Source organism: Frateuria aurantia DSM 6220 (genome assembly GCF_000242255.2).
GTDB lineage: Bacteria > Pseudomonadota > Gammaproteobacteria > Xanthomonadales > Rhodanobacteraceae > Frateuria > Frateuria aurantia.
Genome location: NC_017033.1, coordinates 2,791,804 through 2,812,204, shown reverse-complemented (window position 1 = coordinate 2,812,204; position 20,401 = coordinate 2,791,804). Strand labels below are relative to the sequence as shown.

Annotated in this window: 19 protein-coding genes; 15 read left to right on the top strand and 4 right to left on the bottom strand. The window is 63.7% G+C overall.

The genetic code is table 11. From position 1 onward, the window contains the following. From nac to poxB, 11 genes are all read left to right on the top strand, one after another. Nucleotides 1–912, top strand: coding sequence for a nitrogen assimilation transcriptional regulator NAC (nac, locus tag FRAAU_RS13040; RefSeq protein WP_014403980.1), 912 nt, complete (start codon nt 1–3; stop codon nt 910–912). A gap of 160 nt (nt 913–1,072) precedes the next feature. Further along, entirely contained in the window at nt 1,073–1,795 is a 723-nt protein-coding gene (gene pxpB / locus FRAAU_RS13035) for a 5-oxoprolinase subunit PxpB (protein ID WP_014403979.1), read from the top strand. Further along, nucleotides 1,792–2,748 carry a 5-oxoprolinase subunit C family protein gene (locus FRAAU_RS13030; protein WP_014403978.1) on the top strand — a complete coding sequence of 319 codons (957 nt, stop codon included), beginning with the start codon at nt 1,792–1,794 and terminating at the stop codon, nt 2,746–2,748. The genes pxpB and FRAAU_RS13030 overlap by 4 nt, the downstream gene beginning before the upstream one ends. Nucleotides 2,749–2,757: 9 nt before the next feature. Then, on the top strand, nt 2,758–3,225 hold the full coding sequence (locus FRAAU_RS13025) for an acetyl-CoA carboxylase biotin carboxyl carrier protein (RefSeq protein WP_014403977.1): 468 nt from the start codon (nt 2,758–2,760) through the stop codon (nt 3,223–3,225). Next, nucleotides 3,222–3,992, top strand: coding sequence for a LamB/YcsF family protein (locus tag FRAAU_RS13020; RefSeq protein ID WP_014403976.1), 771 nt, complete (start codon nt 3,222–3,224; stop codon nt 3,990–3,992). Before FRAAU_RS13025 ends, FRAAU_RS13020 begins: the two co-directional genes overlap by 4 nt. A gap of 129 nt (nt 3,993–4,121) precedes the next feature. Then, nucleotides 4,122–4,880: an SDR family oxidoreductase gene (locus FRAAU_RS13015; protein ID WP_014403975.1), complete on the top strand. Its 759-nt coding sequence runs from the start codon at nt 4,122–4,124 to the stop codon at nt 4,878–4,880. 56 nt (nt 4,881–4,936) lie between these two features. Continuing rightward, nucleotides 4,937–5,632 carry an amino acid ABC transporter permease gene (locus FRAAU_RS13010; protein ID WP_014403974.1) on the top strand — a complete coding sequence of 232 codons (696 nt, stop codon included), beginning with the start codon at nt 4,937–4,939 and terminating at the stop codon, nt 5,630–5,632. A 4-nt stretch (nt 5,633–5,636) separates the two neighbouring features. Next, the gene (locus FRAAU_RS13005; protein WP_014403973.1) at nt 5,637–6,377 is read left to right on the top strand and encodes an amino acid ABC transporter permease; all 741 of its coding nucleotides are present in this window, start codon (nt 5,637–5,639) and stop codon (nt 6,375–6,377) included. Between the two features lie 28 nt (nt 6,378–6,405). Then, a complete protein-coding gene (locus FRAAU_RS13000; protein WP_014403972.1) occupies nt 6,406–7,143 on the top strand; it encodes an amino acid ABC transporter ATP-binding protein in 738 nt (245 codons plus the stop codon). Next, nucleotides 7,130–7,984 carry a transporter substrate-binding domain-containing protein gene (locus FRAAU_RS12995; RefSeq protein ID WP_014403971.1) on the top strand — a complete coding sequence of 285 codons (855 nt, stop codon included), beginning with the start codon at nt 7,130–7,132 and terminating at the stop codon, nt 7,982–7,984. The genes FRAAU_RS13000 and FRAAU_RS12995 overlap by 14 nt, the downstream gene beginning before the upstream one ends. A 158-nt stretch (nt 7,985–8,142) precedes the next feature. Continuing rightward, on the top strand, nt 8,143–9,876 hold the full coding sequence (gene poxB, locus FRAAU_RS12990; RefSeq protein WP_014403970.1) for a ubiquinone-dependent pyruvate dehydrogenase: 1,734 nt from the start codon (nt 8,143–8,145) through the stop codon (nt 9,874–9,876). A 61-nt stretch (nt 9,877–9,937) separates the two neighbouring features. Here the strand turns inward: poxB and uvrA are convergent, their stop codons facing one another. Continuing rightward, nucleotides 9,938–12,904, bottom strand: coding sequence for an excinuclease ABC subunit UvrA (uvrA, locus tag FRAAU_RS12985; RefSeq protein WP_014403969.1), 2,967 nt, complete (start codon nt 12,902–12,904; stop codon nt 9,938–9,940). A gap of 216 nt (nt 12,905–13,120) precedes the next feature. On the opposite strand from uvrA, the gene FRAAU_RS12980 reads away from it, so the two are divergent. The 4 genes from FRAAU_RS12980 (at nt 13,121) to cgtA (ending at nt 15,752) form a co-directional block, all read left to right on the top strand. Then, a complete protein-coding gene (locus FRAAU_RS12980; protein WP_014403968.1) occupies nt 13,121–13,828 on the top strand; it encodes a DUF2059 domain-containing protein in 708 nt (235 codons plus the stop codon). A gap of 99 nt (nt 13,829–13,927) precedes the next feature. Further along, nucleotides 13,928–14,242 carry a 50S ribosomal protein L21 gene (rplU, locus tag FRAAU_RS12975; RefSeq protein ID WP_014403967.1) on the top strand — a complete coding sequence of 105 codons (315 nt, stop codon included), beginning with the start codon at nt 13,928–13,930 and terminating at the stop codon, nt 14,240–14,242. Between the two features lie 34 nt (nt 14,243–14,276). Next, nucleotides 14,277–14,534: a 50S ribosomal protein L27 gene (gene rpmA / locus FRAAU_RS12970; RefSeq protein WP_014403966.1), complete on the top strand. Its 258-nt coding sequence runs from the start codon at nt 14,277–14,279 to the stop codon at nt 14,532–14,534. A 150-nt stretch (nt 14,535–14,684) separates the two neighbouring features. Further along, entirely contained in the window at nt 14,685–15,752 is a 1,068-nt protein-coding gene (gene cgtA / locus FRAAU_RS12965) for an Obg family GTPase CgtA (RefSeq protein ID WP_014403965.1), read from the top strand. 72 nt (nt 15,753–15,824) lie between these two features. On the opposite strand, the gene FRAAU_RS12960 is transcribed toward cgtA, so the two are convergent. Genes FRAAU_RS12960 through FRAAU_RS12950 form a run of 3 tightly spaced genes read right to left on the bottom strand, consistent with a single transcriptional unit; the run spans nt 15,825 to nt 20,354 of the window. After that, nucleotides 15,825–17,984 (bottom strand): TonB-dependent siderophore receptor, encoded by a 2,160-nt coding sequence (locus tag FRAAU_RS12960; protein WP_014403964.1) that lies wholly within the window; start codon nt 17,982–17,984, stop codon nt 15,825–15,827. Next, nucleotides 17,977–19,827: an IucA/IucC family protein gene (locus FRAAU_RS12955; RefSeq protein ID WP_014403963.1), complete on the bottom strand. Its 1,851-nt coding sequence runs from the start codon at nt 19,825–19,827 to the stop codon at nt 17,977–17,979. Before FRAAU_RS12955 ends, FRAAU_RS12960 begins: the two co-directional genes overlap by 8 nt. Further along, entirely contained in the window at nt 19,824–20,354 is a 531-nt protein-coding gene (locus FRAAU_RS12950; RefSeq protein WP_041270585.1) for a GNAT family N-acetyltransferase, read from the bottom strand. The genes FRAAU_RS12955 and FRAAU_RS12950 overlap by 4 nt, the downstream gene beginning before the upstream one ends. Nucleotides 20,355–20,401 lie beyond the last annotated feature (47 nt).

Sequence of the window (20,401 nt, the reverse complement as noted above, 5' to 3'; positions counted from 1 at the left end):
ATGAACATACGGCGCTTGCGCTATTTCGTGAAAATCGTCGATCTGGGCAGTCTGACCCAGGCGGCCGAGGTCCTGCATATCGCCCAGCCGGCCTTGAGCCAGCAATTGAATACCCTGGAATCGGAATTCAAGCAGCAGCTTCTGATCCGGACCAAGCGGGGCGTGACGCCGACAGCGGCCGGGCTGGTCTTGTACCAGCATGCGCAGATCATTCTGCGGCAGCTCGATCAGGCCTGCTCGGCGGTAGTCACCGCCGGGGAGAAATTGTCAGGCCCGGTGTCGGTCGGGCTGGCGCCGGGAACGGCCGCCTCGGCACTGGCCTTGCCGCTGCTGCAGGCCGTGCGCCACCGTCATCCGTCCATCGTGCTCTATCTCAACGAGAATTTCGGCACCACGCTCAGCGAGCTGGTGATGAACGGGCGGATGGACATGGCCGTGCTCTACGGCTTCCGCAGTGTCCAAGGCCTGGAATTCGTGCCTCTGCAGGACGAGGAGCTGTATCTGCTGCAGCCGGCCACGGCCCGGGCCGTACCTGCCACCATCAGCCTGCAGGAAATGTTCGATCTAGATCTGCTGCTGCCACGCAGCTACAACGTCATACGCAAATTGGTCGATGCCGCCTTCATGGCCAACCAGCGGGTGCCTTGCGTCATTGCCGAAATCGAGTCGGTCGATACCCTGGCTGGCGCGGTGGCGGCCGGTCTGGGGGCGACGGTGTTGCCGGATTCGGCGGCCTCGCACCTGTGTGCCAATGGCCGTCTGATGCGTCGTCGGATCGTGGGGCCGGTGATCACCGCACCCTTGGCACTGTGCCTGTCCAGCCATCTGCCGCTGTCTGCCGCCGCCCAGGCGGTCAAGGGTCTGCTGCTGGAGCTGGTCGGCGCCTTGCCGCCGACCGTGGCGGTCCGCTGAGTCCGCGACAGTGGTTCAGCGGCTTGCCGGTTCAGGTCATAAGGGAAACTTATTGCCTCAAAGTCAATCCATCTTGGCTGCCCGTGGCCATGCCCGCTACATTTTTCGCAACACATCGCATTAGCGATGGCTTCGATGAGCTGGGGGCTGGATACGCATCATGGATGGATTGGGAGGCGGGCACCTGGCCCATGGCAAGCTGTTTGCACCTGTGGCAGTCCCCGGCGGGCTGGAGGTCAGCGCGCTGGGGACCACCGGATTATTGCTGAGTGCGGCTGGCGAACTGTGCCTGCCTACCCAGCAGCGGATCTGGGCGCTGGCGAGGGAAGTGGCGACATGGCCGGGTATCGGCGAGGCCGTGCCGGGCATGAACAATCTGATGCTGTGCTTCAGCCGTCCGCCGGAGAACGGGCATGCCTGGCAGGGTCTGGTCGTGAACTTGCAGCAGGCTTGGCAGGACATCGAGCCACTGTCGCGCGAGGGTCGGGTCGTGGAGCTGGATGTGAGCTATGGCGGCCGCGGCGGTCCGCATCTGGCGGATGTTGTCACGCATACGGGCCTGGCGGTGGATGAGGTGGTCCGTCTGCACAGTGCGCCGCTCTACCAGGTCTATGCCTTGGGCAGTCATCCCGGCTACTGCTATCTGGGCGGCATGGATCCGCGCATCGCCACTCCGCGTCGGGCCGCCCCGATCCTGAACCTGCCTGGCGGCGCGGTTTCCATTGGCGGGGTCCAGACCGGAGTTTCGGCTTCGACGGGCCCCAGCGGCTGGAACACGATAGGCCATACCGAAATGGAGTTCTTCGATCCGTGCAGGCAGCCGCCGGCCGTATTGCAGCCGGGTGACCAGATCCGCTTCCGGGTCCGGGAGATTCTGGCATGATCCGATGGTGCTCCAAGCTGCCGCTGAGCAGCGTCCAGGACCTGGGTCGCCACGGCCATCTGGCCAGCGGGGTCGGCACGTCGGGGGCGATGGACCAGCTTGCGCTGATGGCCGGCAACCTGTTGCTGGGCAATGCGCCGGAGCTTGCCGGCATCGAGATACAGATGTTTCCCGCACGCTGCCGATTTCTTCAGGATGGCCGCTTTGCCCTGACCGGTGCCGATTGTCAGGCGCGGCTCAATGGCCGGCTGCTGCCCCCCTGGTGGTTGGCACGCGCCCGCCGAGGGGATGTTCTGGAATGGTTCCCTCCCCGGATCGGTGCACGTGCCTATCTCTGTCTGCCGGGGGGCGTGGACGTGCCGCCGGTACTGGGATCGAGAAGTACCCAGCTGAGAGGCGCATTTGGTGGTCTGGACGGCCGTTTTCTGGCCGTGGATGATGTCGTGAAAGCCGGTCGCGAAAACGATGAGGGGCCGGCGGACTTCGGGGTGGAACCGCCGCAATCGGCCATGCCGCAAGAGCAGAAGGGCTTGCCCGCGATCCGGGTCATGCCGGCGGCAGAGTATGACGCGTTCAGTGCGGCGGCCCGCGCGACCTTCTGGGACAGCGAATGGCGGCTCAGTCCGCAAAGCGACCGTTACGGCTGCCGGATGACCGGTCCCTCGATCCGCCTCGAGCAGCCGCTGGAAATACGCTCGCACGGCATCGTTCCCGGCGTGATCCAGATTCCGCCCGGAGGCCAGCCCATCATCCAGTTGCGCGATGCCCAGCCCAGTGGTGGCTATCCCAAGTTCGGCGCTGTGATCGAGGCGGATCTGTGGCGGTTGGGCCAGACTCCGATCGGCAGTCGCCTGCGTTTTGTCCGGGTCGATTATGACCAGGCCCTGCAGGCCCTCGATGAAAACCGGCAGTGGCTGGATCGTCTGGCCTGCCATCTTGCCATGTATATCTGAGAGGCCGGCTTGAAGATCGACATTCAACGGATTGCGCGGCTGATGAGCTGGTTGGCGGATACGCATATCCATGAACTGGAGTGGGGCGACGACCGGACCAGCTTGCGGCTGCGACGTGATCCCGGCCAGTCCCTGCGGCAAGCGCCGGAGCCGGACCGCAGTGCGGGCCCGCCGGCCAGAGCCGCTGATCCCGAGGCGCAGGCCATCGAGCGCATTCATGTGACGGCCAGCGCCGTCGGTCGCTTTCTCGACCGTGCGCCCCTGCAGTCGCAGGCGCTGGTCACGCCGGGATCACGGGTGGAGCCGGGCGATCTGGTCGGCCTGCTGCAGGCCGGCCCCATTCTGCTGCCGTTGAGGGCCGAAGTGGCCGGTATCGTGGCCGGCCATGCAGTGCAAGCCGGCGAAGCCGTGGAATATCGGCAAGTGATCATGTCATTGGAAGCCGTTGCCGCCTTCGCGGAAGGGGAGGAACCATGAGGTCCATCGATCTGAATGCCGATCTGGGAGAGGGCTTCGGTCCCTGGCGGATGGGCGCGGATGAGTCATTGCTGCCGTTGCTGTCGTCGGCCAATATCGCCTGCGGTTTTCATGCGGGTGATTCGTCGATCATGGATCGCACGATCCGTACCGCGATACGGCTGGGGGTCGATATCGGTGCCCATGTCGGCTACCCCGATCTGCAGGGCTTCGGTCGACGCCCGATGCAGATCGAGAGCGGGGAGCTGGCGGCGATGGTGATCTATCAGCTCGGCGCGCTGGGCGGGATGGCCCGCGCGGCAGGGGGGCAGATGACGCATATGAGCTTCCACGGCGCACTGGGCAATCGCATCGCCGCCGATGCGGCATTGGCCGATGCCCTGCTGCAGGCTGTGGCGGCTTATGACGCGGGCCTGATCATCAGCTCCTCGCCCAGCGCCGCCATGGTCACCGCCGCGGCCATGCATGGGCTGCGCTTGCGGACCACGTTTCTCGCCGACCGGGCCTGTGACCGCGAGGGACTGCTGGTACCACGGAGCAGGCCGGGCGCGGTGATCCATGATCCCCGGCAGGTCGCGGCCAGGGTCTGTCAGCTGCTGGCGGAGGGGACGGTCACCAGCATCGAGGGAGAGCGTCTGGCGATTGCCGCCGATTCGATTCTGGTGCATGGCGACACCGAGGGAGCCTTGGATCTGGCCCGACATATCCGTGAGACGATACGGCAGGCCGGCGTCCGGGTGCAGCCCTTGTCGCAGCTGGAGCACTGAGTTGCAGGCATAAGAACAACTTATGCTTATACAGTCATTCCATCTTGGCACGGGTGCCGGCGGCTGGCTACATTGGGGACAAGCGCCGCACGGGGGGCGTCCCCCGGGAACGGGAACAGGAGGGGATGGATGGCATTCAGCGATTACAGGACGGCACTGGTCACCGGTGCTTCTTCGGGAATAGGTGCGGCCGTGGTGGAACGGCTATGTCGGGAAGGGCTGGAAGTGCATGCCCTTGCGCGCAGCGCGCCGGCCCTGCAGGTGCTTGCGGATCGCACCGGCTGCGTGGCCCATGCGATGGATGTCACTGATTTGGCGGGGCTGACCGCGCTCGCCGGGGCCACCGCTTTTGATATCGTGGTCAACAATGCGGGGGTTGATCGACCTGGCTCGTTGCTGCAAGCGGATGCCGAAGGCATCGACTTGCTGGTGGACGTGAATCTGCGGGCCGTGCTTCAGCTCTGTCGGCTTACCTTGCCAGGCATGATGGCCCGCAATCGGGGGCATATCGTCAATATCAGCTCCATCGCCGGCACTTACCACTTTGGTGGCAACACGACGTATCACGCCACCAAGGCTGCCATTCACATGCTTTCCAGGCAGCTGCGCATCGATGCCTGCGGCAAGCAGGTGCGTGTCACCGAGATCTGTCCAGGGCGAGTGGAGACGGAAATCTTCGGGCATGTGCATGGCGATTCAGCGGCCACCCGCGAGCGCTTTGTCGAAGGCTTCGCCTTGCCCCAGGCCAGTGACATTGCCGATGCGATCGCCTTTGCGCTGGCGGCTCCGCAGGCCGTGAATGTCGGCATGATCGAGATCATGCCGACCCTGCAGGTACCGGGCGGACTGACCACGCTGCGGGCGGATCATGACCACGGGCATGTGTGAGATGCCCTGGTCTGGCCGAGCCTCGCGACACGACCAGGACGTGACAAGCGACAGTCATGCATGAACTCGTGCCCGTCATTCTGCAAGGCGATTATGGCCGTCTGATCGGCCATGGCATCCAGTGGACCCTGGCCTTGACCTTCAGCGCCTGGCTGCTGGCCATGGCGATGGCTCTGCTGCTGATCACGCTCCGTTTGCGGGAGGGGCGCTGGGGGGCACGACTGGTTGCGGCCTATGTCAGCTATCACCGCAATATTCCGACCCTGGTCCAGCTGATGGTGTGGTATTTCGCCATTCCGGCCGCCTTGCCGCCTAGGCTGCAGATCTGGCTTGGGCATTACAACACCGAACTCCTGTTTGCCTGCATTGCCTTGGGATTGTGTCAGGGGGCCTATTTTTCCGAGGATATCCGCAGTGGTATCCGCGCGGTGGCGCCGGGGCAGGTCGAGGCGGCACGCACGCTGGGTCTGACCTATCTCGGTGCCTTGCGCCATGTGATCCTGCCGCAGGCTATCCGGCATGCGATGCCGGCGCTGATCAACAACTCGGTGCTGCTGTTCAAGAACACCAGTCTGGCGATGACGATAGGTCTGGCTGAGCTTACCTATGCCACCCGCGAGGTGGAAAGCGAGAGTTTCCGGACTTTCCAGTGTTTCGCGCTGGCGACGGCCCTGTATCTGCTGGGAGCCTTGCTGCTGATGCTGGGGGGGGACTGGCTGAGTCGCCGGTTCCGGCTGGTCACGGAGCGCTGAGAGCATGACGGATCTGTTCGCTATATTGCACAAATACGGTCTGCTGCTGCTGATGGGCAGTTTTCCCCGTGGCCCTCTGGGCGGGTTGGCGATGACCCTGCTGCTGTCTTCGCTCAGCTTGCTGCTCGCTTTTCCTTTCAGCGTGCTGCTCGCGCTGGCCCGCTGCAGTGATCGGCAAGGCCTGTATCGTGCAGCGACCGGCTGGGTGTATGTGATCCGCGGCATTCCGCTGATCATGCTGATCTTCTGGGTGTATTTTCTGGTGCCCTTGTTGATCGGACACAATATCAGCGGCTTCGTGACCATGCTGCTGACGCTGGTGGTCTACGAGAGTGCCTATATCTCGGAAATCATCCGCGCAGGCATGCGCGCTCTGCCAAAGGGGCAGCAAGAGGCGGCATCCTCGCTGGGTCTTGGTTATCTGCAGACCCAGCTGCTGGTGATCCTGCCGCAGGCGATCTACAACAGCGTGCCCAGTCTGGTCAATCAGCTGGTCTCCATCATCAAGGAGACCTCGCTGGGTTATGTGATCAATGTGCAGGAACTGACTTTTGCCGCCAACCAGATCAATGGCCAGGTGCTGACCCGGCCGCTGGACATCTATCTGATCCTGGCGCTGTCCTATTTTCTGATCTGCTTTGCACTGACGCGGCTGGCCGGCTGGCTGGAATCCAGGGTCCGCCGGCGTAGAGAGCAAGGGCGTCGGGACGTGACCGATGCAGGGATGGTCGGCACATCGCCGTGACCGCGTCTGACAACAAGGGGGGGGGAGCGTGATTCTGTTTGCCAATGTCAACAAGTGGTACGGGGATTATCATGCGCTGGACAACATCAATGCGGAGGTCAAGCGCGGCGAAGTGGTGGTGGTGCTGGGGCCTTCGGGGTCGGGCAAGTCCACCCTGATCCGCACGGTCAATCGACTCGAGGAGATCCAGCAGGGCCAGATCCTGTTTGACGGCTTCGACATCACCTCCAGCGTGATGGGCATCGAGCTGAATAGGTTGCGCAGCCGGGTCGGCTTCGTGTTCCAGCAATTCAACCTGTTCCCGCACATGTCGGTGCTGGACAATGTGATGATGGCTCCGGTCAAGGTGCGGGGCCTCAAGAAGGCAGTGGCCCGCAAGCAGGCGATGGACTTGCTGGAGCGGGTGGGCATGGCCGCGCGTGCCCAGCATTATCCGGGCCAGCTGTCCGGTGGTCAGCAGCAACGGGTGGCGATTGCGCGGGCACTGGCGATGGAGCCGCCGGCGATGCTGTTCGACGAGCCGACCAGTGCACTGGATCCGGAGATGGTCAGTGAGGTGCTGGGGGTGATGCGCGATCTGGCGCGGGAGGGCATGACGATGATGTGTGTCACTCATGAAATGGGCTTTGCCCGCGAGGTGGCCGACCGGATCTGGTTTATGGAATCCGGACGACTGGTCGAATCGGCCACGCCCGAGGTATTTTTCAAGCAGCCGACCCATCCTCGTGCGCAGCGTTTTCTGGCCGATCTGCATGGCCCTCACTGAGCACCTGCGTCGAACCCTCGGTGGCGGCTGGATCTTCGCACTGGTCTGGCTGTGCTGCGGTCCGGCCCGGGCCGATCTGTGGCAACAGGTGACAGCCAGCCACAGCCTGCGTTGCGGGGTCTATGCCGATGTGCCGCCGTTCGCATCGCCTGATCCGGTCAGTCGCCGGATGGCGGGGATGGATGTCGACCTGTGCGGTGCCGTCGCCGACAGTCTGGGAGTGCGCCTGCAACTGGTTCCCTTGTCGGTGGAATCCCGGATTCCCGAGCTGCAGATGGGGCGGGTGGACATCCTGATCGCCAATCTGGCCTACAGCCGCAGCCGGGCACAGCAGATCAGTTTCAGCGACGCCTATTACGTGGCCCATGAGAATCTTGTCGTGCAGCAGGCCGATGCCGGTCTGTCGCTGCAGGATCTGCGAGGCCAGCGGATCAGCGCCACGCGGGGATCGACCTCCGAGGAGTCGGTGCGGATCAATCAGGCGATTCCTGTCAGCTACCAGGATACCGGTGCCGCCTATCTGGCCCTGGCCCAGCACAAAGTACGCGGCTTTGTCACCAACGGCATGACCGCGCGCCAACTGGTGGCCAAGGTAGCGGCCGATGGTGTGTCGCTGGCCATTCTGGAGCAGCCGATGGCCGACGAGCCTGTCGCCATCGGCATGCGCAGGGGGGAAGCCGACCTGAGGAACCGGGTCAACCAGGCCTTGGAGACCCTGGAGCGACAAGGCCGGATCGAGGCCATCTGGAATCGCTGGCTGGGTCCGGAGACGATCTACAGGATGCCTCGACATGACCATGTGACACCGATCGAGGATTTGCATTTCACGGCCTTGCCCTGAGCGGAATCGGCCCTGCGCTCTTGTCGCCATCGATGTCTGCCATTGAAAGGCGCCCTGGCGAGCGGGTGGTTTCAGCCGGTATCGGTTAGGCTGCGACTTGCATTCCTGTCGGCCGCGAGGGCCGGCCGCTTCGTCTTTGGCAGATCAACGAGGTCGATATGGCGCACAAGCAGCATGTGGCAGATGTATTGGTGCAGTCTCTGGTGGAAGCGGGTGTCAAGCGCATTCACGGACTGGTGGGCGACAGTCTGAATGGTGTCACCGAGGCCCTGAGAGAGCGCAAGGTCCCTTGGGTGCATTACCGGCATGAAGAAGCGGCGGCTTTCGCGGCGGGTGCCGAGGCCCAGCTGACCGGCGCGCTGGCGGTCTGTGCCGGTTCCTGCGGGCCGGGCAACCTGCATCTGATCAACGGGCTGTTCGATGCCCATCGCAGCGGTGCGCCGGTGCTGGCGATTGCCGCGCATATTCCGCAATCGGAAATCGGCAGCGGCTACTTCCAGGAGACCCATCCCGAGCAGCTGTTCAAGGAGTGCTCGCATTACTGCGAACTGATCAGCACGCCGGAACAGATCCAGCGCGCGGTGGCGACCGCGATCCGGGTGGCGGTAGGCAAACGTGGCGTGGCCGTGCTGGTGATTCCCGGCAATATCGCTCTGGCCGAGGTCGAAGGCGCGGCGATGCCGGCAACCGGCCTGTTGCCGGTGACGCCGCTGGTGGTGCCGCCACAGGCGGCGCTGAAACAGCTGGCCGCACTGCTGTCGGAAAGCCGCAGGATCACCTTGTTCGCCGGCCGCGGCTGTGCCGGCGCCCACGCCGAGCTGGTGCAGCTGGCGGCCACCCTGCAGGCGCCCATCGTGCATGCGCTGGGTGGCAAGGAGCATGTGGAATGGGACAATCCCTACGATGTCGGCATGACCGGACTGATCGGTTTCAGTTCGGGCTATCAGGCCTTGATGGATGCCGACACCGTACTCCTGCTGGGCACCGACTTTCCGTATCGGCAGTTTTTCCCCGAAGGAGCGACCATCGCCCAGATCGATATCCGACCCGAGCATCTGGGCCGGCGCTGCGCGGTGGATCTGGCCCTGGTCGGCGACGTCAGATCCAGCCTGCGGCTGCTGCAGCCCTTGCTGCAGCCGCAGGCCGATGACAGTCATCTGCAACAGGCCAGGCGGCACTACGAGAAAGCCAGACAAGGGCTGGATGATCTGGCCACCCGTGACAATGGTCGTACGCCGATCCACCCCCAGTTCGTGGCCAGGCTGGTCAGCGAGCTGGCGCATGAGGATGCGGTGTTCACCTGCGATGTCGGTACGCCGACGATCTGGGCCGCCCGCTATCTGCGGATGAACGGCCAGCGCCGGCTGCTGGGTTCGTTTGTCCATGGCTCGATGGCCAATGCCTTGCCACAGGCCATCGGCGCGCAGCTGGTGGATCGCGAGCGGCAGGTGGTCAGTCTGTCTGGCGATGGCGGTCTGGCCATGTTGATGGGCGATCTGCTGACCCTGGTACAGGAAAAGCTGCCGGTCAAGATCGTGGTGATCAACAACGGGACCCTGGGCTTTGTCGAGCTGGAAATGAAGGCCTCGGGTTTTATTCCCACCGGGGTGGAGCTGCAGAACCCGGACTTTTCGGCGATCGCCCGTGCCGCCGGCATCTTCGGGGTCCGGATCGAGCATCCCGATGCGCTGGAGCAGGGGCTGCGCGAGGCCTTCGAGCATGACGGTCCGGCCTTGGTCGACGTGGTCACCGACCGGCAGGAACTCTCGATGCCGCCCAGGATCAAGGCCGAGCAGGTCAAGGGTTTCAGCCTGTGGGCGCTGAAGACCGTCATGAACGGGCGCGGCGACGAGTTGATCGAGCTGGCCCGCAGCAATCTGTTCCGGCGCTGAGAGGGTTTCGCGATGAGCGCTCGGCCGGATCCTTGTACCTTCAAGGATCCGGCCAATGCTTTCAGCGTCGGGACTTGGCCGTACTCTTGCCCGTCGCCTTGGCCTTGGCGGTGGTCGTGGCCACCGGCTCGGCGGCCGTTGCGGCCTGCTTCCCGCCCGTCTTGGGCCTGCTCTTGGTTTTGGCGGAGACGGCACTTGCCGGTGCATCCAGATACGGCGCCAGAAACCGGCCGGTATAGGATTCGGGCGTGGCTGCCACGGTTTCCGGGGTGCCGGCTACCAGAATCCGGCCACCGCCGGAGCCGCCCTCGGGGCCCAGATCCACCAGCCAGTCGGCGGTCTTGATCACGTCCAGATTGTGCTCGATCACGACGACGGTATTGCCCTGGTCGGCCAGCTGGTGCAGCACGTCCAGCAGCTGCTCGATATCATGGAAATGCAGGCCGGTGGTGGGCTCGTCCAGAATGTACAAGGTGCGGCCGGTATCGCGCTTGGACAGTTCCTTGGACAGCTTGACCCGCTGCGCCTCGCCGCCCGACAGCGTGGTCGCGCTCTGGCCCAGCTTGATGTAGTCCAGACCCACGGCGCGCAGGGTATCGAGTTTGCGGGCGATGGTCGGGATGTTTTCCAGCAGGTGGTAGGCATCCTCCACCGTCATGTCCAGCACGTCGGCGATGGTGTGGCCCTTGTAGAGAATGTCCAGGGTTTCGCGGTTGTAGCGCTTGCCGTGGCAGACATCGCAGGGCACGTACACATCCGGCAGAAAGTGCATTTCCACCTTGATCAGGCCGTCGCCCTCGCAGGCTTCGCAGCGGCCGCCGCGGACATTGAAGCTGAATCGGCCGGCGGTATAGCCGCGGGCACGCGCTTCGGGCACCTGGGCAAACATCTCGCGCAGGGGCGTGAACAGCCCGGTATAGGTCGCCGGGTTTGAGCGCGGGGTGCGGCCGATGGGCGACTGGTCGATATCGACCACCTTGTCGAACAGGTCCAGCCCGCTGACCGCGGTATAGGGTGCCGCAATCGCGTTGGCGCCGTTGAGTTCAGTGGCGGCGATGCGGAACAAGGTGTCATTGATCAAGGTCGACTTGCCTGAACCGGAGACACCGGTGATGCAGGTCAGCAGGCCGGCCGGAATGGCCAGGTCGACGTTCTGCAGATTGTTGCCGCTGGCGCCCTTGATCTTCAGCCAGGAGGCATCGTCGATGGGCTGGCGGCGTTCGGTCGGCACTTCGATCCGGCGCTGGCCGGACAGATACTGGCCAGTCACCGAGCGGGGCGAGGCCAGAATGTCCTGCAGGGTGCCCTGGGCGGTAATCTCGCCGCCGTGGACGCCGGCGCCGGGACCGATATCCAGCACATGATCCGCGGCGCGGATCGCATCCTCGTCGTGCTCGACCACGATCACGGTATTGCCCAGATCCCGCAGGTGGATCAAGGTGCCCAGCAGGCGTTCGTTGTCGCGCTGGTGCAGGCCGATGGATGGCTCGTCCAGCACGTACATGACCCCGACCAGACCGGCGCCGATCTGCGAGGCCAGCCGGATCCGCTGGGCTTCGCCACCCGACAAGGTATCGGCCTGGCGATCCAGGGTCAGATAATTCAGGCCGACATTGTTGAGAAAGCTCAGCCGCTCGCGGATTTCCTTGACGATCTTGACCGCGATCTCGCCGCGCCAGCCCTGCAGGCTGAGGGTTTCGAAAAAGGCCAGGGCGGCATCGATGGAGCGACGGGTCAGTTCGGGCAGCGAACGGTCGGCGACGAAGACATGCCGGGCGGCGCGGTTCAGGCGCTGACCGTCGCAGGCCGGGCAGGGCCGGTCGCTGATGTATTTGGCCAGTTCCTCGCGGATCGAAGCCGAGTCCGTTTCGCGATAGCGACGCTCGAGATTGGGCACGATGCCTTCGAAGGTGTGCTCGCGACTGACCTTGCCGCCGCGTTCGGTCAGATAGCGGAAGGCGATCTTCTGCTTGCCGCTGCCGTGCAGCACGGCCTGGCGCACCGGGTCGGGCAGTTCGCGCCACGGCGTGTCGACATCGAAATCGTAATGCGCGGCCAGCGACAGGATCAGCTGGAAATAATGCGCGTTGCGACGGTCCCAGCCGCGGATTGCGCCGCTGGCCAGACTCAGCTCGGGATGGCCGACCACCCGGTGGGGATCGAAGACCTGGGTCACGCCCAGACCGTCGCAGCTGGGGCAGGCGCCCATCGGCGAATTGAAGGAAAACAGCCGCGGCTCGAGTTCCGGCAGCGAATAATCGCAGATCGGGCAGGCGTAGCTGGAAGAGAAAAGCTGCTCGGGGGCCGAGGGTTCATCCATGTCGGCCAGAATCACCAGACCTTCGCCCAGTCGCAGCGCGGTCTCGAAGGATTCGGCCAGGCGCTGCTTGATGTCTTCGCGGGGACGGAACCGGTCGATCACGGCCTCGATGGTGTGCTTCTGGCGGAGCGACAGCGGCGGCACGGCATCCAGATCGTGGACATGGCCATCGACCCGGGCCCGCACGAAGCCCTGGGCCCGCAGCTGCTCGAAGACCTGGACGTGTTCGCCCTTGCGTTCGCGGATGACCGGGGCCAGCAGCATGTAGCGCTTGTCCGGATCCAGAGCCAGGGTGGTATCCACCATCTGGCTGACGGTCTGCGCTTCCAGCGGGATATCGTGGTCAGGACAGCGCGGAGTGCCCACGCGGGCGTACAGCAGACGCAGGTAATCGTAGATCTCGGTGATGGTGCCGACCGTCGAGCGCGGATTGTGCGAGGTCGACTTCTGCTCGATCGAAATGGCCGGCGACAGGCCTTCGATGGTGTCGACGTCGGGCTTCTCCATCATCGACAGGAACTGCCGCGCATAGGCCGAGAGCGACTCGACGTAGCGGCGCTGGCCTTCGGCGTAAATCGTGTCGAAAGCCAGAGATGACTTGCCTGAACCCGACAGCCCGGTAATGACAATAAGCTTGTCGCGGGGCAGGTCCAGATCGATGTTCTTCAGGTTGTGGGTGCGTGCGCCACGAATGCGAATCTGATCCATCGTCCAACCGGTCGTGATCTAAACACGCACTATACCAAGTCCGGTCTCAGGGATTGAGACTGGTTCCCGCCCGGGGCCGGGGCGATTACTATCGTCGGATACCTTACAAGGGTGGCATCGGGCCGCCCGATGCGACGGTTGCCTCCAGATGCATGGCCGCGGGTTTCCGCCCACTGGAAGGCGGCCGGCGCATGCCGGGTATGGAGAACACGACGCATGATGGACAGGTGGTTGAAGCTGACGGCCGGAGTGGCTGCGGCGATGGCAGTTCAGCTCTCGTTTGCCGCGACGCCCAGCGAGCAACAGGTGCGCCAATTGCTGCAAACCATTGGTCTGCCGCAGACCTTGCAGCAAATGAATACCCAGATGGCCTTGATGATGCACCAGCAGGAGCCCTGCATTCCGGGCAGCTACTGGCAGAATTTCGTGGACGGTCCGTCCAGCGAGGCGCTGATCGCCAAGATGGTGCCGATCTACCAGCGGCACTTCACGGCCGATGATATCGCCGGACTGAACCGCTTCTATGCGACCGATCTGGGTCGCAAGATGCTGACGGTGATGCCGCAGGCCTTGAACGAGGCGGCACAGGTGAATCAGGCCTGGGCACGGCAGCGCACCGAGCAGATGCAGACGCAGTTGCAGAGCGAGGGCAAGCTGGCCGCCAATGGCAAATGCCCGGGCAGCGAGCCGCCGCCGATCGTGCCGCCGCTGACGCCGGATACCGCAGCTTCGGCAGCCGCGCCCGGCGCCCACCGGCACGCCGTCAGCCGCCGCCGTCTGCATCATCGACGGACCAGCCCGGTCAAATCCAGAAAAGCGGTCAAGGCAAGCACGCACAAGCCGGTCACCAAGACCAGTCATCCGGTCAAGTCCAAACCCAAGCCGACGGCGACTGCCGCGACCAAGACCACGTCAGGAAATTGAAGGTTGGGGGCGGTTTGACGCGAAAACGCGAACTCTGCTACCATCCTCGGTTCGCTTCATGCGAATCACTCTAAGAAGAACGACAGAAGGGACATCCCCATGAGTTATGCAGTTATCAAGACCGGTGGCAAGCAGTACCGCGTGCAGCAGGGCGACATCCTGCGCATTGAACTGCTGAACGCCGAAGAAGGCGCCAGCATCCAGTTCGACCAGGTGCTGATGGTCGGTACCGGCGAATCCGTCACCGTTGGCGCGCCCCTGGTGGCCGGTGCCACCGTGACCGCCACGATCCGCAAGCATGGTCGTGCCGACAAGATCCGCATCATCAAGTTCCGTCGCCGCAAGCACTCGCGCAAGCAGCAGGGCCACCGTCAACATTTCACCGAAGTCGAGATCACCGGCATCGCCGGCTGATCAGACCTTCCGGTCATCATTGGAGTAAATACTCATGGCACATAAGAAAGGCGTAGGTTCCAGCCGCAACGGTCGCGACTCGAACCCCAAGTATCTCGGCGTGAAGATCTATGGTGGCCAGGCTGTCGAAGCCGGCAACATCATCGTCCGTCAGCGCGGCACCAAGTTCCATGCCGGCGTCGGCGTGGGCCTGGGTCGTGACCACACCCTGTTCGCCCTGATCGGCGGCAAGGTGGAATTCAAGACCCGCGGTGAAAACAACCGCAAGTTCGTCGAGGTCGTCGCGGCCTGAGGCCGTCACGACATCGACGCAGAGCCCCGCTACGGCGGGGCTTTTCATTTCAGCCACCGGCACGCGGTGGCCCGGTCGGGGGCTCCCGAACCGATGCTTCGGTTATGATGCCCATACTTTTATGATGCGCCAGACGCGTCGGATATTCCCATGAAATTTGTCGACGAAGCAGTCATCACAGTTCGCGCCGGCGATGGCGGCAATGGCTGCATCAGCTTCCGCCGCGAGAAATTCATTCCCTTCGGCGGTCCCGATGGCGGTGATGGCGGCAACGGCGGCTCCATCTGGCTGGTGGCCGACGAAGGCCTCAATACTCTGGTCGATTTCCGGCACCAGCGCATGTTCAAGGCCAAGCGTGGCCAGGGCGGCATGGGCAGCCAGATGTACGGCCGCGGTGGCGAGGACACCATCATCCGGGTGCCGGTCGGTACCGTGATCTACAATGTCGATACCGACGAGCAGATCGGCGATCTGACCGAAAAAGGCCAGCGCCTGCTGGTCGCCCAGGGCGGCAAGGGCGGTCTGGGCAACATCCATTTCAAGAGCTCGGTCAATCGCGCCCCGCGCAAGGCAACCCCGGGCACGCCTGGCGAGATCCGCGAATTGCGGCTGGAACTGAAGCTGCTGGCCGACGTCGGTCTGCTGGGCTTCCCCAATGCCGGCAAGTCGACCTTTATCCGTGCCGTGTCCGCGGCCACGCCGCGAGTGGCCGATTATCCCTTCACGACATTGCATCCCAATCTGGGCGTGGTCCGGCTGGGCACGGACCAGAGCTTCGTGGTGGCCGATATTCCCGGTCTGATCGAAGGCGCGGCCGACGGTGCCGGCCTGGGCATCCAGTTTCTGCGTCATGTCGCCCGTACCAGCCTGCTGCTGCATCTGGTGGATGTCGCGCCCATCGATGGCACCGATCCGGTGGAGCAGATCCGCGCCATCGAGGAAGAGCTGAGCAAGTTCGATCCCGAGCTGCTGGACCGTCCCCGCTGGCTGGTGCTGAACAAGGCCGACGCCTTGCCGGTCGAGGAGCGCGAGCAGGTCGCCGCGGATATCATTGCCCAGCTGGGCTGGAGCCGTCCCTGGTTCCTGATTTCGGCGATTTCACGGGAGGGTACGCTGGAAGTCTGTCAGCAGGCCCAGCGTTTCTTCGAAGAAGCACGTCTGCGTGAAGAAGAGGCTGCGGCCGAGGCCGACGCAGTGGCCGGGTTGCCCCAGGGCTGATCTTGCACGGCGAGCGATGAAACGCAGGAGAGGCCGGGTGGCAACGCCCGGCCTTTTTATTGGGCCTGCGATTCAGAACTGGTAGCGCAGATTGGCCATGATGTTTCGCTCTTCGCCGTAGTAGCAGAAGTTGAGCGCGGCGCAGGAGGCCACATAGGTCTTGTTGGTCAGATTGCGCAGCGTCAGCTGGGCACTGAGTCCGCGCCAGCGGCTGTCGGCTCGGCCGAAGTCATAACCCAGTGACAGATCGGCCAGGGTATAGTTCGGCACCACCTGGGTATTGGCGCTGTCGGCCCAGCTGTGCCCGACATAGCGCACACCGGCTCCTGCCTTCAGCCCGAAGTCCGACACATACTGGGCCCAGACCGAGGCCATCTGGTGCGGTGCCTGATACGGGATATGCCCGCGGTCGGCACCGTTCACATAGTGCATACGGGTCCAGGTATAGCTGCCGATCAGTGACCATTGCCGGCTCAGCCGGGCATGGGTCTCCCATTCCAGTCCGCGTGAACGGATGGTGCCGGCCGCTTGGTAATAGCTGGTATTCATGATCCGCGCACCGACATGGTGCTGCAGCAGATCGTAGGCGGCGAGGGTCATCAGGAAGGGCTGGCCCGGCGGCTGATATTTCAGGCCGAATTCGCGCTGCTTGCTGGAACTCAAGGGCAGCAGGCGGCCATCTTCGCCGCTGAGGGCATTGGGGCTGAAGGACTCGCTGTAACTGGCATAAGGTGCCAGCCCGTTCTTGAACAGATACAGCAGGCCGCCGCGCCTGCTCAGCTTGCCCTGGTTCAAGCTGGATGCCGTGTCCTCGCCGTTGCGGACCTGGGCCTGGTCATGGCGCAGGCTCAGCAGCAGATGCCAGCGCTTCCAGACCAGTTGATCCTGCAGATACACGCCGGTCTGGCGCAGTCGCCGCAGCACCGGCGTGGCGCCGAGGATCTCGACATTGGGCCTCCCGTAGCTGGGCTGGAAGGGATTGATGGGGTCGGCCAGACCCGAGGGCCAGAAGCCGGTATTGTGACGTTGCTGGTAATCGAAGCCGGCCAACAGGGTATGGCCGACCTGGCCGGTATCGAACTGCCCCAGTACATGGGTATCCAGGGTATAGGCCCGCAGCCTTTCATCGGCCCCCGAGTAGTAGCGCAGCAGTTCAGGGCTGTCCGGGGCGAGCCAGCCGAATCCGTAGACCTGCTTCATGTTCACGTGCGAGCGCAGATAGCGGAAATTCTGCTGGATCGACCAGTGATCATTGAAACGATGGTTGAAGCTGTAGCCGAACATCCGCTGCTTGCGGACGAACTGGTCCTGGGCGGCGTCGCCATCAAAGAAGTGCCGGGAGATGCGCCGTCCGTTGTGATCCCGGTTGATGGTGGCATCGGCGGGCAGGCCGCCGTGCTGACCGCCGCTGGGATCGTTCTGCAGGATCGCCTGCAGGCCGAGACTGGTATCGGGCGTGAACTGGTAGCGGATCTGCGGCATCAGCGCCTGCCGCTCGCTGCGGACATGGTGGGTCTGGGTATGCGTATAGCGGTACAGCCCGCTCAGGCGGTAGGTGAGCTTGTGGTCGCGATCCAGCGGTCCGGACAGGTCGAAGCCGACGCGTTTCTGGCCTTGCGTGCCGTAGCCGATTTCAAATTCATGATAGGCCCGATCCAGTGGCTGCTTGCTGGTCAGGGCGACCAGACCACCGGGCGAGGCACGACCATACAGCACTGAACTCGGGCCACGGAATACATCGACCCGTTCCAGAAAATAGGGATCCACCTGCATCGAACTGTAGCCGCCGGCATCACTGAGCAGCTTCAGGCCATCCATCACGGTATTGTCGGTCTCGCCATCGTTGAAGCCGCGCAAGGCCACATAGTCGAAGCGGGTGGCTGAACCGACCAGGCCGGTAAAAGTGCCGGCGGTATACAGCAGGGCGTCGCCCAGGTTCTGGATGCCCTGGTCATCCATCTGCTGACGGGTGATCACCGACACGGTCTGCGGGGTTTCCAGCAGCGGCGTGGGGGTCTTGGTCGCGGCCTCGCTGTCGGTGGCGACATAGCTGTGCACATGGCCGAGCACGTCGATCGTTTCCAGGCGAGGCGCCTTGCGGCTGGCCGCGGGACGTTCGGTCGGGTTCTCGACCTTGGTTTCCGCCGCCGTGCCCTGGCTGGCCAGCAGCACGGCCAGCAGGCTCAGCAGGTGGTGATGTCGTCGGGTCTGGGGGCTTGCAGATCTATCCATGAACTGGGACTCCCGGGGCAGGTGACGGCGGGCGGATCCCCGCTATCGGGTTGGGCAATTGACCGGCCAGCTGCAGGCTGCCCGCCGGATCGGCGAGGTCGACCATCTGGAGGTTGTTCCTCAATTGCAGACGGTTCAGGCAGGAGCGCGGAAACTGCGGTACAAACAGATCACTGGCCGCAAAGCGAGCGGCCCGCTCGGGATGCGCCTGCTGGTAGCGATGGACGCAGTTGGCGACGGCCGTCCAGAAACGGTCTTCAGGGTAGTCGAGATGGACGTCCATGATCGGTGCCATGAAGCGCAGAAATCCGTCCAGCATATCGGTGAAGATCGACAAGGGCTGCAAGGCGTCCGGTACTTGCACGGCGATCCGCTGCACCGCAGGAGGCAGGATCTGTTCCGGATCCATGACCGCGATCTCCTCGCCGATATCCTTCATCCAGATCCGGCATACCGCGTGCTGTTCCAGCACCAGAATCACGTTCTCCCCGTGGGGCATGAAGACCAGCCCGTAGGCGAAGAAACAGTGCAGCAGGGGGCTTAGCCAGGCATGCAGATAACTTTCCAGCCACGCTTCCGGGGTCAGGCCGGAGGCTTGCACCAGAGCGGCGAGCAGCGACTGGCCATGGCGATCCAGATGCAGCAGTGCCGCCATCGTCATCAGTCGCTGGCCGGCTTGCAGGCGCGGCACCGGACTTTCCCGCCACAAGGCGGCCAGCATCTTGCGATAAGCTGATCCCGCCGACGTGGCCTGCTGGTATTGCGGCTGTCGATAGCCGATGGCAGCGACCTCTCTGAGGATATCGAACTCCAGTTGGCGCAGCACCGGATCCTGATGGATCAGGCGGGCCAGCCATTGGTTGATGGCCGGTGTGCTGACCATGTATTCGGCGGACAGACCACGCATAAAGCCCATATTGAGGATGGACAAGGCCGTCTTGACGTAGGCGCGCTGCGGATGGCTGCGGTTGAACCAGGTCCGGATCGATTGCTGGGCCTGGTAGCGATCCTCGCCCAGGCCCAGCGGAATGATGTCACGCCGGGCGATATCGGCGGCGAAGGCGGTGGCGATCTTGTGCTGCCACTGCCAGGGATGCACCGGCATCCACAGATAGTCTCCGGCTTCGCTGCCGGCGGACTGCAACTGGCGGCTGAAACGCCGGATGGTTTCCGGGCCCAGCTCCTGCAGCAGCAAGCTGGCATGATCGAGTCCGGCAATGGCATCAAAGCGCGCATGGCGCCGATGCACGGCCAGCCACAGCAAGGACTGCGGGCGAGCGCTCTCCGGCGCATACCGTTGATGGTCATCCAGTCCGAAGCCGACACGGCCGTGATTGGCGACAAAGGCCGGATGGCCTTCACGCATGCCGGCCTCGATGCTCTGGAAATCGGCCATGGCCAGGGCGGGTGCATCCAGGGCCGGGTATTCCAGCTGATAGCAGGCGGCGGCCAGGGTGCTGCTGATTTCTTCCATATAGACGGGCAGCACTTCGGGCCCTAGGCCGAGCATCTCCCGGAATTCCAGCAGGAACTCCATCAGTTCGATCGGTGCGGTCTGCCCGGCTTTTGTCCTGCACAGCGAGGCCGGATCGACCCGCCAGTGGGCCAGTGCGTAGCGTCGGGCGCGGAAGCGATACAGAACGAGCCCGTCGGGAGTGCCGAGACGGTATTCGTCACCTGACGAGCCTGCCGTCGACGGCAAGGGATGCAGCAGGTCTTCGTGGCTGAACTCGGCCAGTGCCTTGGCCAGCAGCTGACGATTGGCCATCTCCCAGTGCGCCGGATCGAGGTGGCGGATGCTGGTCGCGGTGGATGAGCCGTCCATGGCAGCGTCTTTGGTCATGGGCAGGCCTCTTGATGGCGTTGGCGAGCTGCCTGGAACTGGCGGCGGCTGCAGAAGCCGAGACAGGCGTTCTTGTCGGCGAGTTTCAGCAGCCCGACGTAGCGGAAGCCTGCCCGGAAATTGAGGATATGGATCTTGAGATTGCGGATGTCCGGTTCCACTACCACGCGGCGGGCATGGGTGTCGCGGAAGATGATTTCCAGAATGGCCAGCAGCGCTTCGATGCTGAAACCGTGGCGCGGCTTCTGCACCGGGGCCAGTGCGAAATGGATGCCATGATCGCCGGTACGCACCGGGTAATGCCCGCCCAGAGCACTCAGCGACGGCAGATAATGTTCCAGCAGAAAGGCCGGCCGACCATCCCGTCGACCAAGATAGGCGCGACTGTGGTCCGAGTCCTGGAGGGTCTGGTAGACCTTGCGGATCTCGTCCGGCGAAGCCTGGCCCAGCCCCCAGAAGCGGGCATAGTCGCGATGCAGCCAGTCATGCAGCCAGTCGGCATCAGCCTCCGGCTGGATGGGGCGCAAGGAAAACCCGTCCGCCGAGACGTGGCTGCTCAGGGCTGGAATCCGGA

Coding starts and splice junctions, on each gene's coding strand:
- FRAAU_RS13015 (WP_014403975.1), top strand. CDS start 4,122: ATGGCATTCAGCGATTACAGGACGGCACTGGTCACCGGTGCTTCTTCG.
- cgtA (WP_014403965.1), top strand. CDS start 14,685: ATGAAATTTGTCGACGAAGCAGTCATCACAGTTCGCGCCGGCGATGGC.
- poxB (WP_014403970.1), top strand. CDS start 8,143: ATGGCGCACAAGCAGCATGTGGCAGATGTATTGGTGCAGTCTCTGGTG.
- nac (WP_014403980.1), top strand. CDS start 1: ATGAACATACGGCGCTTGCGCTATTTCGTGAAAATCGTCGATCTGGGC.
- FRAAU_RS13020 (WP_014403976.1), top strand. CDS start 3,222: ATGAGGTCCATCGATCTGAATGCCGATCTGGGAGAGGGCTTCGGTCCC.
- rpmA (WP_014403966.1), top strand. CDS start 14,277: ATGGCACATAAGAAAGGCGTAGGTTCCAGCCGCAACGGTCGCGACTCG.
- rplU (WP_014403967.1), top strand. CDS start 13,928: ATGAGTTATGCAGTTATCAAGACCGGTGGCAAGCAGTACCGCGTGCAG.
- FRAAU_RS13005 (WP_014403973.1), top strand. CDS start 5,637: ATGACGGATCTGTTCGCTATATTGCACAAATACGGTCTGCTGCTGCTG.
- FRAAU_RS12960 (WP_014403964.1), bottom strand. CDS start 17,984: ATGGATAGATCTGCAAGCCCCCAGACCCGACGACATCACCACCTGCTG.
- uvrA (WP_014403969.1), bottom strand. CDS start 12,904: ATGGATCAGATTCGCATTCGTGGCGCACGCACCCACAACCTGAAGAAC.
- FRAAU_RS12955 (WP_014403963.1), bottom strand. CDS start 19,827: ATGACCAAAGACGCTGCCATGGACGGCTCATCCACCGCGACCAGCATC.
- FRAAU_RS13030 (WP_014403978.1), top strand. CDS start 1,792: ATGATCCGATGGTGCTCCAAGCTGCCGCTGAGCAGCGTCCAGGACCTG.
- FRAAU_RS13010 (WP_014403974.1), top strand. CDS start 4,937: ATGCATGAACTCGTGCCCGTCATTCTGCAAGGCGATTATGGCCGTCTG.
- pxpB (WP_014403979.1), top strand. CDS start 1,073: ATGGATGGATTGGGAGGCGGGCACCTGGCCCATGGCAAGCTGTTTGCA.
- FRAAU_RS12980 (WP_014403968.1), top strand. CDS start 13,121: ATGATGGACAGGTGGTTGAAGCTGACGGCCGGAGTGGCTGCGGCGATG.
- FRAAU_RS12995 (WP_014403971.1), top strand. CDS start 7,130: ATGGCCCTCACTGAGCACCTGCGTCGAACCCTCGGTGGCGGCTGGATC.